The sequence below is a fragment of the Vibrio sp. 970 genome, assembly GCF_033339075.1.
The window spans coordinates 241,682-256,016 of the sequence record NZ_JAWOTW010000006.1 but is presented as its reverse complement, the minus strand read 5'-3'; the positions used below and the strand labels follow the sequence as shown (position 1 = coordinate 256,016).

The window sequence follows — 14,335 nt, the reverse complement described above, 5'->3', positions numbered from 1 at the left end:
TCACAAGCAAAGCCATGAAAAGAACAAACTGGTTACTTCTCAGCCTCGCATGTTTTGTGCTATCGGGCTGTTTTGAAGGTAACGTGACAACCGAAGAGTTGTGCCAAAAAACACCAGAACTGCGTTGCGAGCAGCTCAATATGGATGACGGCCAATGTCGAATTCCAAGAACAAATTTGGTTTGGCATCGGTTTGAGCAATTGAAAAACCCATCGGAAGCAAACCAAATCATCGAATACGGTCTGGTCGCTGAATATAGGAAATGCTTAGAACTCGCCTCCCAGATCACCCCTATTGATCAAAGTGCTCTCAAAAGACAACGCTTTAATGCATTGGTACACAGTATTGATGAGCTAGAGCGCATTGTAAACGAGTTAAAAGGTTCAGAAGACCCGGCTACTTTGTATTTCTTATGGTCTCAAACGGGAGATACTCAAGCTCGGCGCGCATTTTTACAAATGGAAGGGTCTCCCCAATTAAATAATGCTGAGATGCAATATGCATTAGCCACTTTTTATACCAACCGAGATACCAAGAAAACCCTGGAGCTTCTTAATAACGCGTTGTCTTTATCTGATGAAGACAACATCAATCCGGTCATTCTCAAGTCAATGGCAAGTATTCATCAAGGGCTTGGAGACAAAGAGCAAGCGTATCTATGGGCAATGGTCGCGAAGAGATTCGACGTACCGCTTGCTGATGAAAAGCAGCTCCAACGTATGTTCAATTTCAGTCATCCAGAGCGATATAAGCAGTTGGATGAATTAGCCGAATCGGTGGCGAAAGCCATAGAGAAAGGTATCTATTCCCCAACAATGATACCCAGTGAGATATAAACGAAAAACTCCCGCAATGAGCGGGAGTTTTTATTTAAGTCGAGCGACACTCAGATCACTGTTGAGCTTGAATCATCCTGAAAGGATAAAACAATCTCGAGCACAATTTTGTCGTTATTATTCTGATTTGTTGAAAATTAACGACACAGAATTAACACAAAAACGCTCTCCTGTGGTCTGTGGGCCATCTTCAAAAACGTGCCCTAGATGGCTATCACACGTTGCACAACGAATCTCTGTACGTACCATTCCGTGACTTAGATCTTCTAAATAGCGCACCGCTTGATCGTTGATAGGCGCATCAAAACTTGGCCATCCGCAGCCAGAGTCATACTTGTTATCAGAGACAAAGAGAGGGGCATTACAACAAGTACAAGCATAAACACCAGTTTCCTTATTATGCAGTAGCTTACCGCTGAAAGGAGGCTCTGTACCTTGCTCTCGGCAAATACGGAACTCTTCATCAGACAGTTGCTCACGCCACTGTTCATCTGACTTCGTCACTTTTTTCCCGCTTTGTTCCACGACTTTCGGCTCCTTATTTACTGTTCTTGGTATTGACTTTTTTAGCAAAAAACTTGCTTCTCTTAACACTTGTAGCACATACTTTCTCACCAGGACACCATGAGTAATTAATTTGATAAGAGCACTTATCTCACCAGTTATATTACGCCAACTGGGCTACAGAAGAATCAGTTAAAAGTTTAAAAAACGTACATTTGCAAAGAATTGTTAAAAAAAGCGTCGCTTTTTTTTGACTTTAAACAAGTTAAGTCCGATTATCACTTGCAGATGTTTACTGGATTCTGTAATTTTACTACCAGTTATCTTTAATCAGAAATTAAGTTGTGGAGCAACTATAATGACTATCAAAGTAGGTATTAACGGTTTTGGCCGTATCGGTCGTTTCGTATTCCGTGCAGCGCAAGAGCGCAACGACATCGAAGTAGTAGGTATTAACGACCTTATCGATGTAGATTACATGGCATACATGCTTAAGTATGACTCAACTCACGGCCGTTTCAACGGTACTGTTGAAGTTGAAGGCGGTAACCTAATCGTTAACGGTAAAACTGTACGTGTTACTGCAGAGCGCAACCCTGAAGACCTAAAATGGGACGAAATCGGTGTTGACGTTGTAGCTGAAGCAACTGGTCTTTTCCTAACTGACGAGACTGCACGTAAGCACATCACTGCTGGCGCGAAAAAAGTTGTACTAACTGGTCCTTCTAAAGACGCTACTCCAATGTTCGTTAACGGCGTAAACTTCGACACTTACGCTGGTCAAGACATCGTTTCTAACGCTTCTTGTACTACTAACTGTCTAGCGCCTATCGCTAAAGTTCTTAACGACAAGTTCGGTATCGAATCTGGTCTTATGACTACAGTTCACGCAACTACAGCAACTCAAAAAACTGTAGATGGTCCTTCTGCTAAAGACTGGCGCGGTGGTCGTGGTGCTTCTCAAAACATCATCCCATCTTCAACTGGTGCTGCTAAAGCTGTAGGCGTTGTACTTCCAGAAGTAAACGGCAAACTAACTGGTATGGCTTTCCGCGTACCAACTGCTAACGTTTCTGTAGTTGACCTAACTGTTAACCTAGTTAACGGTGCTTCTTACGAAGACATCTGTAAAGCGATGAAAGAAGCTTCTGAAGGCGAACTAAAAGGCGTTCTAGGCTACACTGAAGATGCAGTTGTATCTCAAGACTTCATCGGCGAAGTTTGCACTTCAGTATTCGATGCTAAAGCTGGTATCGCGCTAACTGACAAATTCGTTAAGGTTGTATCTTGGTACGACAACGAAATCGGTTACTCAAACAAAGTTCTAGACCTAATCGCTCACATCTCTAAGTAATTAGAAAGTTAGCAATTAGCGAATAACTTCGTTAAAGAAAAGGCGGCTCTAGAGTCGCCTTTTTTGTATCTGGAATTTGAGAGAATGCAGGCTCGATGTTGCATTTAATGTGCGAAGCGCGTCTAAAAGCTCTCCCCCAGCGATAGGAAACTACACATGGATTTAAAAACTCTCCCAGCCCTAACGGTGCTATCTGATAACGTCACTATCGTTGAAGTTGATCAGATAAAAATCGTCCGCGTGATTCATGACAAAGCAACGGCAGGCATCTCGCTACACGGTGGTCATGTCGTGTCGTTCACGCCTGAAGGTCAAGAAGATCTGATCTGGATGAGCGAAAAAGCTGTCTTCGATGGTAAAGCTGCTCTTCGCGGTGGTATTCCGGTTTGTTGGCCTTGGTTTGGGCGTATTGCTGCTCCAGCTCACGGCTTTGCCCGCACCGCAGAATGGGAGTTGGTTGAACATCGTGAGAACCATAACGGTGTGATTGTTGAACTTGCTCTGTTCCCGACAGAAGAAATCCACGATATTTGGCCCCATATGTTTGACGCTCGTTTGGTGATTGAAGTGGGCGATGAGCTAAAAGTGACGCTCAAAGTCATGAACATTGATGACGAGGCTTGGACCTTCTCTGGCGCATTACATACTTACCTAAACGTTGGAGACATTAAGCAAGCACAAACGACAGGCATGGGTGCCGAGTACATTGATAGCTTGAAAGCTGATGCGGTATGCCAAGGTGGTAATGTTCTACAACTAACTGACACCATTGATCGCGTTTACACGCAACCAGAAGCGAAAATTTTGGTAAAAGACCCGGTATTGGATCGTACGCTAAGCGTACACAACCAAGGCCACAACTCAGCAGTATTATGGAACCCTTGGGCAGAAGGTGCGCAAAGCATGGGTGACATGGCTGACGATGGTTATCAAACCATGTTGTGTGTGGAGTCTGCTGTTCATGCACCAAGTATTGAGCAAGGTCAAACGCTCCAACCAGGTGAGACACATGAACTTGTCACTGTCATTTCAGCGCAGTAAGAATCACCATATAAAGGCCGGGATACCCGGCTTTTTTTGTAATAAAAGCTCTGCTTAGATGGTCCTATCTTTACTAACTTATTGGTTACTAGTCACTTTTGACGGTTTCATTAATAAATATCAAAAAAATTGATCATATAAACCGATAGCATACCGATACAAAACTCATAAATAATAAAAATATCAGGAATTAGTCTATGTTAGAGAGATACCGAAATCAAAGTGTCGGATTCCAGTTGAAACTGGTGATCACTTTGTGTCTATTCATTGCTTTCAGCAGTATTGCAGCGCTTGTTTACCGCAACGCTTCCGATGTTCTATTGGAAAGCACACTGAAAGAACACCAATCTAAAGTAGAATCAATGGCAAAAACCATTGCTGGCCAATTCGATGCTTACCTGCACACCGCTAAAGTCCTCGAATCTACTTTTCGCAATGGCTACCTTGCCGGTGTCTATGTCGAAAATTACACGGTTGACTTCATGGGACATGAAGTACCAAACATCACTCAATACAGTGAAAGCTTAATTAATGACACCAAGTTGGTCGACAGTTTCACACGTGATACCGGCGCTATAGCAACGCTATTCGCACCATTGGGTGACGACTTTATTCGGGTGTCCACCTCCCTAAAAGATCCACAAGGTCAGCGAGCGGTCGGAACCACGCTAGGCATCAACCATCCTGGTTATCAGCAACTTAAAGCAGGACAACCGTATTACGCTCAAATTAAATTGTATGGCGAGCGCTACATTACCTACTATGCCCCAATCAAAGATGCGACAGGAAAGGTAGCAGGCCTATCGTTTATTGGCTTACCAGTAGACCAAGCGACACAAACCTTGTTCGATGCACTCGAAGAGATAAAATGGGGCGACACTGGTTACACCATTATCGTTGATAACGACGAAAACAATCTTGGTAAATACCTACTTCATCCAGCAAAAAGCGGCTCAGATTCGTCAATACTAGAAGTCGCCGACTACAATGGTCACAAGCCTTTTGGCCAGATTTTCGAACAATCTAGTGGATTAATTCGCTACCCTTTCGAGTACCAAGGTAACGTAGGCGAAAAGTATCTTGTCTACACAGAGGTTCCAGGTTGGAACTGGAAACTGCTAGGTGGTACGTTTATCAAAGAAGTAACAAAAGGTAGCGACACGCTTCTCACACTCATTGCCATCATTTCTTCGGTAGCGGCAATCATTACTTTTGTTGTACTGACACTTTTCTTGAATCGCAGCTTACAACCTCTCACGACTCTAAACTCATACATGACTCGCTTAGCGGGCGGCGAAGTCAGCTTGAACATTCCAGCGTCTCGTAAAGCATCAAAGAATGAAATTACGAACCTGAGCTCGGGTGTCGCCAGTATGGCAAGTCAGCTCAATGAACTCGTTGGTAAGATCCGTTCAACAAGCGACTTAGTGGAGAGCAACTCCACCAGCGTTGCCAACGATGCACATAGCAATTTGACCCAAGCCGACCGACAACAACAAGAAGTCGAGCAAGTTGTGACAGCGATTGAAGAAATGGCCTCTTCCGCTCAATCTGTCGCACAACAAGTCGAAAGCATTGCGGAAAACGTACGCTCAGCAAATACTGATAGTCAATCTGGTCTCGCGATTGTTGAAGGCGTATGTATCGACGTTGCTCAACTTAACGATCAATTGGATCAATCAGCAACGGCTATCGAGCAAGTAAATCGCGATAGCGAGAGTATTCAAACCGTCACTAAAATGATTGATGAAATTGCTGAGCAAACCAATTTACTTGCCTTGAATGCCGCCATTGAAGCAGCACGAGCAGGTGAGCAAGGCCGTGGCTTCGCAGTTGTAGCAGATGAAGTGCGCACACTTGCGCACCGAACCCAAAGCTCAGTTCAAGATGTCGTGGAAATTATCGAGAAACTAAAAGGGTCGACTCATAATGCAGTTAATATGATGACAGACAGCCAACGCAGTGCAAACCAGGTCTTGGACAAAGCACAAGACGCGGGCACAGCATTAGAAGCCATCGCAGTACAAGTGCAGTCGATAGCCTCTCAAGCCGACGCCATTGCAGCGACTTCAGAAGAACAAGCTCAAGTTTCACAAGAAATTGCAGCAAATGCCCATTCTATCAGTGAACTTAACCGAGAAAGCCGCAACACGAGCGCAAAAACCTCGCAAAGTGCCATTGAACTTCAACAACAAGCACGAAACTTGAAAGAGCAAGTCGACTTCTTCCACTAATACTTAATAAGAGCCGACCCAGTCGGCTCTTTTTGTTTCACTTGAGACCATGCTTTTTGATAGAATTTGCCGCCCTACTTTCTGTTCGAGATCGTCATGAACTATCAATGCCCTCTATGCCACCAAGCTCTAGCGTTAAATGAAAAAACGTTTAAGTGCGAAAACAATCATCAGTTTGACTTAGCAAAAGAAGGCTACGTTAACTTGATGCCAGCGCACCACAAACGTTCTAAAGATCCTGGTGACAACAAAGAGATGATGCAAGCTCGTCGTCGATTCCTTGAAGGAGATTACTACAACCCAATGCGCCAAGAAGTGGCGCAGCTGTGTGCAACATACACTGAGGGGAGCACCCATCAATTATTAGATATTGGTTGTGGTGAAGGTTACTACACAGATCAAGTACAAAAGACGATAGAAACACAAGCGAACCATGCCACGATTTATGGCTTAGACATTTCCAAAGTTGCCATTCGTTACGCGGCGAAGCGTTACACGCACTGCAACTTTAGTGTGGCTTCTAGTCACCGACTTCCCTTCGCAAATGAATCCTTAGATGCCATTTTGCGCATTTATGCCCCGTGTAAAGCTGAGGAGCTGCAGCGCGTTGTAAAAAACGACGGCGTTGTTGTCACGGTTACTCCTGCTAGCCGCCACTTATACCAACTGCGTGAGCGCATTTATCAAGAAGTTCGTCTTCACAATGAAGAACCAGAACATATTGAAGGGTTTGAATTAGAGCACCAGCAGCATCTTAACTATGTTATGGACTTGAAAAACGGAGCCGCAATCGATTTATTGCAAATGACGCCATTCGCATGGAAAGCAACCGATGCTCTTCGTGAAGAGTTGAAATCCGCTACACTTTTCCAATGTGAGGCTGATTTTATGTTGCGTGTATATCGCAAAAAAACACTCAATTAATAAGTCAAAAAAAACAACAAACGCAAATAGTTATCATTTATATTGATTCATTGCTCAGCCTCCATTAATATCATCCGGACATTTTTGGAGGCTTTTCAATGCGCTTTTCTACTTTGAGCTTGCTCTTTGCAGGCTTACTTACTGGTTGCTCTTCATATACGCACACCAACTCTCACGCAACCTCAGCGGAAGTCACTAGTTTTTACGACTATCAACTATACACCCCTTCTGGCGAGCACATCGCTCTAAGCAAACTGCCAATTGAGCTGCAACAAGCAGATGTCATTCTTATTGGTGAATGGCACACACACGCCGGCGTTCATCGCTTTCAAACCGATATGCTCAAACAACTTACGTCCTACGACCGCTCACTCGCGTTATCTATGGAACAATTTACCCGCGACAAACAACCTGTTGTTGACGCTTACCTACGTGGGGAGATCGGCGAACAGTACTTAATGAAACAAGCCAACGCTTGGCCCAATTATGAAAGCGACTATCGCCCTCTCGTGGAGTTTGCTAAGCAGAAAAATCTCCCGGTCATTGCAGCAAATGCACCAAAGAGCATTGTCCGATGCATTGGTCGACAAGGGTTAGATTACATTAACAAGCTCGATGATGATCAGCGGATGTTCATTGCACAAGCCATCAACACTGGTAGTAGTCCGTACAAAGAAAAGTTCATGGCATCCATGCATCACGGTAAGCCAGAGCAGACGGAAAAACAGTTTGCAGCTCAAGTTACCTGGGATGAAACTATGGCGGAATCTATCGTTAGCTACCTAGACGACAACCCAGGCGCTCAGGTTGTCCATGTTGCAGGCAAGTTTCACACCGAGCAAGGGTTGGGTACGGCAGCATCAATCTTAAGCCGCAGCCCGAGCTTAAAAGTGGTTGTAATTAGCCCAACAGATAACGTGCTTTCTGATAATACAGACTATCAGTTAGAGGTTCTCGCACCACCAGTACGGTATGTACAAGATGCTCACCGCATGGCGGCATATCAACATCTAACTAAACGCAATAACGATCTTCAATGTAAGTAGCTGGTCTTCAATTTAAGTTACTACCTTGCCGTTGCGTTGCATCATCACACCGCTCCGAGTTCATCGAGTGACAAGGGTCTGCTTCCTGCTGGTCTATTTTTTGCTAATGATCACCAATAGAAACTAGAAGCGGCAAAAGCAGACCTGTTTTTATCCAAATAGCTTCAGAAATAAACTTTGCCGCCGATAAAAATATAACTGCTTTTTACCCGCACTCAGTGACCGAGTGTCGATGTTCCAAGGAGTATTCGATGAATCCAGTAGGAAGCACTTCTGTTAATAGCTATGCCAAACAATCTGTCGTCTCTAAACAAGCAAGTATTGCACAAGAAGAAACTAGTGCTTCGCCGCTGAAAGTCGAACACAATAAGGTGACGCTTTCGACCGAAGGCAAAGCGCTACTTGCCGCTCTGCAACAAATCGAGCACGACAGCAAGAAAATAGAAGCAGAAGATAAATCTGTTGGTGAAAAGGTCGAATCTTTCACGCATGGTGCGCTTGGCATGGATCACCCCGATAAAATCGAGAAAGAAGAGGATGGCTCATATTCTGCGGGTCAATACCTTTCTGCGGCACTTACCGTTGGTGGCATCATACTGGCATTAGTCTGATAACCAGTCTGATAATCATCACGACAACAAATCCTATTTGAACCAAACACTTACTGCAGCCCATAATTTAATAAGCCAAAGAACGATATGATGCAAACGTAAGTGAATTCGACCGCTCTTGTGGCCCGATAATACATGCTCGTTTATTGCTCCCTAAACTAGGTTTCTTGTGAAAGCACTGAATGGATAACTTTAGTCCATGCTTTCAACTCCTAAGCGTAATCCAAGCCCACGTTTGTGGGCTTTCTTCTTTCCAAACTAACGAACGTTAGAGAGCGACTCATTTTTTCTGCAAAACCAAACAAAAACGACAATTTGGTTAAACTTTTATTACCGACACAAAACCTTCATAAATCATTGCTTTAATGCCTGCGCTTTCAATAAACAAGGAAAATATAATGAAGCGCTTAGTATCTCCAATCGTTACGGCAGTGGCTGCATCTACCCTCTCTTTCAACGCACTCTCAGCTGAAATCAAAAACGTCATTTTGATGATCGGCGACGGCATGGGTCCTCAACAAGTTGGTTTACTCGAGACCTACGCAAAACACGCACCTAACTCGGTTTACAAAGGCGAAAGCACAGCGTTATACAAACTCGCTCAAGAAGGTGTGATTGGATCATCACTGACCAATCCAGAAGACGCAATTGTCGTCGACTCTGCGTGCTCAGCTACGATGCTAGCGACAGGAATCCCTACCGCTTCTGAAGTCATTGGCATTGATAGCCAAGGCAACCATGTCGAAACTATTTTGGAAAAAGCCAAAAGTAAAGGTAAAGCGACAGGGCTCGTCTCTGATACGCGTATGACCCACGCAACGCCAGCAGCATTTGCCGCTCATCAACCACATCGCTCCCTAGAAAACAATATTGCGGCGGATATGCTCGAAACAGGCGTAGACGTGATGATGTCTGGTGGACTTCGTCATTGGATTCCAAAGTCGACAAACGACAAGGGAGAGACATACGAGCAACTTGAAAAGCTCACTCAAGGTAATGTCTACCTAAAATCGAAACGCAAAGACGAACGCAACTTGCTTGCCGAAGCGCAAGACCAAGGCTATAGCTTAGCTTTCAGCCGCGATATGCTCACACAAGCTAAAGGTGACAAATTACTTGGACTTTTTGCTTACTCGGGCATGAACGATGGTATTGCCTACAGTCAAAGCAAAAACGATCCAAAACGCACGCAGCCATCGCTGAAAGAAATGACCACCAAAGCAATCGACATTCTTTCAAAAGACAAAGACGGTTTTTTCTTGATGGTTGAAGGCGGCCAAATTGACTGGGCTGGCCACAGTAACGATGCAGGTACGATGCTGCATGAAATGCTTAAATTCGATGAAGCGGTAAACTCAGTTTATGAGTGGGCAAAAGGCCGTGATGACACCCTGATCATTGTTACTGCTGACCACGAAACCGGCTCTTTTGGCTTTAGCTACTCATCAGCAAACTTGCCTAAACCACAAAAACGCGACGGCGAAGCATTCAAAAATCAGGATTACGCGCCAAACTTCAACTTTGGTCAGTTCGAGATCCTCGATGGTTTATACAACCAAAAGAAAAGTTACTACGGCATGATCAGTGAATTCCAAGCGCTTGATAAGAAAGAGCAAACTCCAGAGAAGTTTGCGGAAGTCGTGAACGCAAATAGCGATTTTTCGATTACGCCTGAGCAAGCAGAACGCGTATTAGCAAGTAAACCAAATCCATACCGACTCGCTGGACACAAATACTTAAGCGAAGAGAACGTACCGACAATCAATGACTTTGATGCTTTCTTTCCTTACAACGACCGTGGCAACTTGCTAGCGCGTGAGCATGCAACAAAGCAAAACACAGTATGGGGGACGGGTACTCATACGCATACTCCTGTCAACGTATTTGCTTGGGGACCTGCAGAAACTATCCTTCCGGTATCAAAAATCATGCACCACTCGCAACTAGGCGAGTACTTGAAGCAACAAATTAAATAATCAACTTGCACTTACTTCACAACTCGTGATGTTTCAACGCTCTCGCAAGGGAGCGTTTTTTTATGCATGAAAACAGTTGACGTTTTAAATCGTACACCACAATAATTATGGGTCTTTAATTATATGAATAAAGAAAATGTGCGAAATCTTTGCTAAGCAACCCCAAGACAACTATCAGTTCATCACCCGCTCTATCCGTATTGATGGTCACGCGACCAGTGTAAAACTTGAAGCGAGCTTTTGGACAATTCTTGAGGAAATCGCTAGTGCTCAAAACATGACGGTTCCTAAATTCATAAGCACTGTTTATCAAGAAGCACTCGAATACAATGGTGAAGTGAACAACTTTGCCTCCTTACTTCGATGCGCTTGCCTCACTTACGCCCGCCAACCTCAAGAGACCACTCGTCAAGCACTTGCGCAACTTAACAGTTAATAGCAACCAACCGAGCAATAACCATCCTAGGCTATGCATCCGTATTATAAACCCTTGAGCATCTTCTAATTTGTCGTACTAGAGTACTACCCAGACTCCTTTTGAAATCGCTAACCTGTGCGGACTATCAAGGAGTACCTATGACAAAAATGATTCACACCATGATCCGAGTAAGTGATCTGGACCGCTCTCTACAATTTTACTGTGACGTACTTGAACTAGAAGTCGCTGATCAATACATCTTTGATGGCTTTTCTCTAACCTATCTAGCCAACCAAGAAACTGGCTTTGAATTGGAACTGACGCACAATCACGACCAAAGTGAGCCCTACACTCACGGCTCAAGTTACGGCCACCTTGCCGTCAGCGTGGAGGACATTGAACAAGCCCACAAACGCATTAAATCTCTCGGCATTGAAACTGGTGACATCAAAGCCTTTGACCATCAACAAAAGCATTTAGCAACGTTCTTTTTTGTAACCGACCCTGATGGTTACAAAATTGAGTTCCTGCAACGCCAAGGGCGTTACCTATAACAAAAAGAGTAAACATTATGATTCACTTGACGGCTACCTTTCATGCACAACCGGGAAAAGAACAAGAGTTGAAAGAGGTACTTACCCGAGCGCTTGAACCTACTCGCAATGAAGAAGGTTGCGTTCGTTATCAATTGTTCCAAGATAAAGACAATACATGCCACTTCGTTTTTCAGGAGCAATTTAAAAACCAACAAGCATTTGAGCTTCATGGTAAAACAGAACACTTTGCTCTTTTGATTAGCCAGATCGACAACTTGTTAGAATGCGAGCCTAAACTGGTGTTCTTTAACGAACTGTAACTATAGCGCTAACCGAAGATCAAAAAAGGCACTCTATCTAGAGTGCCTTTCACTAGTTGGGACCTGTGATTAAGCGTCTTGCTTCTCCACCATATGCAAATGCACATCTTGTTGTGGGAAAGGAATCGAAATACCTTCTCGGTCGAAGCGTAGTTTCACCTCTTTTGTCACATCCCAGTATACATCCCAGTAATCATCCGTTTTTACCCAAGGACGCACAATAAAATCTACAGAAGACGTATTTAATGTATGAACTTTGATCATTGGCTCTGGAGTGCGAAGTACCGAAGGGTGAGAGGTAATGATATCAGACAATACTGACTCCGCTTTTAAGAGGTCATCCGCATAGCCAATGCCAAACACCATATCCACGCGGCGAATGCGTTCATGCGTGACGTTCTTAATAACATCTCCCCAGATTTTGCTGTTAGGCACAATAATAATTTGGTTATCAAACGTACGGATTGTGGTGTTCACCAAACTCATATGGCTTACCTTGCCATCTACACCGCCAGCATACACAAAATCACCAACATCAAATGGGCGATAAATAAGCAGCATCATACCCGCCGCGAAGTTGGATAACGTGTCTTGCAACGCGAAACCAATAATCACACCAGCAATACCGAAACCGGTTAGGATTGGCGCTAGGTTCAAGCCAAGCTGAGATAAGCCTACCATGATACCGATCACCCACACGAATTTGCCGGACATCGAGATAAAGAAGTCCTGCATCAAGTGGGAAAGTTTTAAGTTTTTCGATGCAACTGCCTTACGGACCACTTTGCGCGTTAACTTAGCCAGTCCACGAGCGATCAATAAAATCAGCGCAAAAACAAACAACTGGAAGATATGCTGCGGTGCATTCTCGGCAAACCAATCCAGTGCCGAGTTGGACCAGTGACTCAGTATTGACCACACAACTTTGGTATTCAGTAAATCATGGGTGATATTACCCGTCACTTCAAAAATTTGGCGTTTGTATTCAGACGTTTCTAAACCGACTTTATCACCAATTGAAATCAGGTTGCGTAAGCTTTCTGTCGCAATATTTAGCCTTTGTTTAGTAATGAGCTGACTAAGTTGCAACGACGCTTTTTCCGACTCTGGGCTAGACGAAAGTTGGGAGCCAATGATCTCACTTTGCTGACTCAAGTACTCAATTGAAGCAGACAGTAAGCGCATACGTTTATCAATTTTATCTTTTAGTTCCGCTTCTGCGCGCTCGTTTTGGGCCCCTAGCTCCTTCAACCAAGCGAGATTTTGCCAGCTCGAATCGAAGCTAACATCAAGATAACGCTGTAGCTCTCGATAATCATTAACAAGAGCAAGCTTCTCTTCATCCTTAGCCTTATTTAAATCCTCGACGACTTTCTTTATTTTTTCCGATAGATAGTTCGTCGCATCCTCAGAGTATTGTTCTTGTTTTTTAACTAGCAAGATCAGCTTGTCGCGAGAGATAGTTTCACGTTCAATCGCTGACGCTAACTGGCTTCTTAATTCTTCATTCTTTTGGAATAGTTGCAGTTGAAGGGCATCACGCTCGTCGCCACTCGCTTGCGAGAGGCTTTGGGATAAATCCACAATCTCTCGGTTCAAGTTGTCAATCGAGATTTCGGCAGCAGAAGGCTCTTGGATATCGTCAGTAGCAGTCGCATGAACAGCCATTGGGGAGAACATAATGACGGCAAGTGCGAATAATGTCACCCAAGATGTCAGGCGCAGTTTCTGGGGGAAATGAAACGTCATGTTTACCTCATAGGGAACAATCCTGATCAAAACAATCAGGAATAGAAGTGTAAAGCGTTGAAATCATACTCCTAAGTTTACAACACTAAATAATAAACTGAGCAGCATTTCGTTAGCGAGACGTCAAAGTTGGGAGCCCCAATAGCAAACAAGCCTTTCATTTAATCAATAAAAGGCTTGTTTGTATTCGACTAAGGACGGTTGGGATGATTTAAAATATGGTCTTCCCAATCCACCACATCAATCTCGTAAACAACTTTGTTACGGACACTTTCCCCTGCCGCATGCATTGCGGACTTAGAGCCTGTAATCAACGGATGCCATTCTGGTAAAGGCTGCTTTTCAGCCAACAGACGGTAAGCGCACGTGTGTGGCAGCCAAGTAAAATCGTCGATGTCTTCTCGGGTCAGCTTGGTGCACTCTTCACCCGAAGTGAAACGGTTTGGGTAATCCTTACATGAACACGTTTTACTGTTCAGCCAGCTACAAGCCACATTGGTATAGTAGATTTCATCGGTATCTTCATCCATCAGCTTATGCAAACAACATTTGCCACAACCATCACAGAGAGATTCCCATTCCTCTTCTGTCATCTGCTCTAACGATTTACTTTGCCAAAATGGAGTGCTCATACTTCAGGTCTCACCAAGGGAATTTAGGGGGCGATTTATACTCTTCTCAACGCAAAAGTTCAAGTTTTGAGAAGATCTTGCATCCTTCCCACATAACGGTGGAGATATTCAACTACTTTCGTTTTACTGTTCTATCCTTAAACAAGTTTCCATT

The 14,335-nt window shown here is 44.0% G+C and carries 14 protein-coding genes; 11 read left to right on the top strand and 3 right to left on the bottom strand.

Annotation, left to right across the window (positions count from 1 at the left end; all coding sequences use genetic code 11):
* Positions 1 to 14 precede the first annotated feature (14 nt).
* A complete protein-coding gene (locus R7Q11_RS11855; RefSeq protein WP_042522503.1) occupies positions 15 to 836 on the top strand; it encodes a DUF2989 domain-containing protein in 822 nt (273 codons plus the stop codon).
* A 117-nt stretch (positions 837 to 953) separates the two neighbouring features.
* Here the strand turns inward: R7Q11_RS11855 and msrB are convergent, their stop codons facing one another.
* Positions 954 to 1,361: a peptide-methionine (R)-S-oxide reductase MsrB gene (gene msrB, locus R7Q11_RS11850; protein WP_042522504.1), complete on the bottom strand. Its 408-nt coding sequence runs from the start codon at positions 1,359 to 1,361 to the stop codon at positions 954 to 956.
* 337 nt (positions 1,362 to 1,698) lie between these two features.
* Between msrB and gap the strand changes: the two genes are divergently transcribed.
* The 10 genes from gap (at position 1,699) to R7Q11_RS11800 (ending at position 11,800) form a co-directional block, all read left to right on the top strand.
* A complete protein-coding gene (gene gap / locus R7Q11_RS11845; RefSeq protein ID WP_005380697.1) occupies positions 1,699 to 2,694 on the top strand; it encodes a type I glyceraldehyde-3-phosphate dehydrogenase in 996 nt (331 codons plus the stop codon).
* Positions 2,695 to 2,850: 156 nt separating this feature from the next.
* Positions 2,851 to 3,735, top strand: coding sequence for a D-hexose-6-phosphate mutarotase (locus tag R7Q11_RS11840; RefSeq protein WP_033907352.1), 885 nt, complete (start codon positions 2,851 to 2,853; stop codon positions 3,733 to 3,735).
* 197 nt (positions 3,736 to 3,932) lie between these two features.
* On the top strand, positions 3,933 to 5,969 hold the full coding sequence (locus R7Q11_RS11835; protein ID WP_025767192.1) for a methyl-accepting chemotaxis protein: 2,037 nt from the start codon (positions 3,933 to 3,935) through the stop codon (positions 5,967 to 5,969).
* Positions 5,970 to 6,065: 96 nt separating this feature from the next.
* Entirely contained in the window at positions 6,066 to 6,893 is an 828-nt protein-coding gene (gene rlmA, locus R7Q11_RS11830; RefSeq protein ID WP_005380691.1) for a 23S rRNA (guanine(745)-N(1))-methyltransferase, read from the top strand.
* Positions 6,894 to 6,991: 98 nt separating this feature from the next.
* Positions 6,992 to 7,939: a ChaN family lipoprotein gene (locus tag R7Q11_RS11825; protein WP_186584757.1), complete on the top strand. Its 948-nt coding sequence runs from the start codon at positions 6,992 to 6,994 to the stop codon at positions 7,937 to 7,939.
* A gap of 251 nt (positions 7,940 to 8,190) precedes the next feature.
* Positions 8,191 to 8,550, top strand: a complete 360-nt coding sequence (locus tag R7Q11_RS11820) for a hypothetical protein (RefSeq protein WP_213866413.1) — start codon at positions 8,191 to 8,193, stop codon at positions 8,548 to 8,550.
* A 398-nt stretch (positions 8,551 to 8,948) separates the two neighbouring features.
* Entirely contained in the window at positions 8,949 to 10,526 is a 1,578-nt protein-coding gene (locus R7Q11_RS11815; protein WP_005380687.1) for an alkaline phosphatase, read from the top strand.
* A 136-nt stretch (positions 10,527 to 10,662) separates the two neighbouring features.
* Positions 10,663 to 10,962, top strand: a complete 300-nt coding sequence (locus tag R7Q11_RS11810; protein WP_005384938.1) for a ribbon-helix-helix domain-containing protein — start codon at positions 10,663 to 10,665, stop codon at positions 10,960 to 10,962.
* Positions 10,963 to 11,102: 140 nt separating this feature from the next.
* On the top strand, positions 11,103 to 11,498 hold the full coding sequence (locus R7Q11_RS11805) for a VOC family protein (protein WP_225466457.1): 396 nt from the start codon (positions 11,103 to 11,105) through the stop codon (positions 11,496 to 11,498).
* A gap of 17 nt (positions 11,499 to 11,515) precedes the next feature.
* Positions 11,516 to 11,800: a putative quinol monooxygenase gene (locus R7Q11_RS11800; RefSeq protein WP_005384942.1), complete on the top strand. Its 285-nt coding sequence runs from the start codon at positions 11,516 to 11,518 to the stop codon at positions 11,798 to 11,800.
* A 69-nt stretch (positions 11,801 to 11,869) separates the two neighbouring features.
* On the opposite strand, the gene R7Q11_RS11795 is transcribed toward R7Q11_RS11800, so the two are convergent.
* Both R7Q11_RS11795 and R7Q11_RS11790 read right to left on the bottom strand, forming a co-directional pair.
* On the bottom strand, positions 11,870 to 13,549 hold the full coding sequence (locus R7Q11_RS11795) for a mechanosensitive ion channel family protein (RefSeq protein WP_005380681.1): 1,680 nt from the start codon (positions 13,547 to 13,549) through the stop codon (positions 11,870 to 11,872).
* A gap of 191 nt (positions 13,550 to 13,740) precedes the next feature.
* Positions 13,741 to 14,181 carry a YcgN family cysteine cluster protein gene (locus tag R7Q11_RS11790; protein WP_005384948.1) on the bottom strand — a complete coding sequence of 147 codons (441 nt, stop codon included), beginning with the start codon at positions 14,179 to 14,181 and terminating at the stop codon, positions 13,741 to 13,743.
* Positions 14,182 to 14,335: the final 154 nt, after the last annotated feature.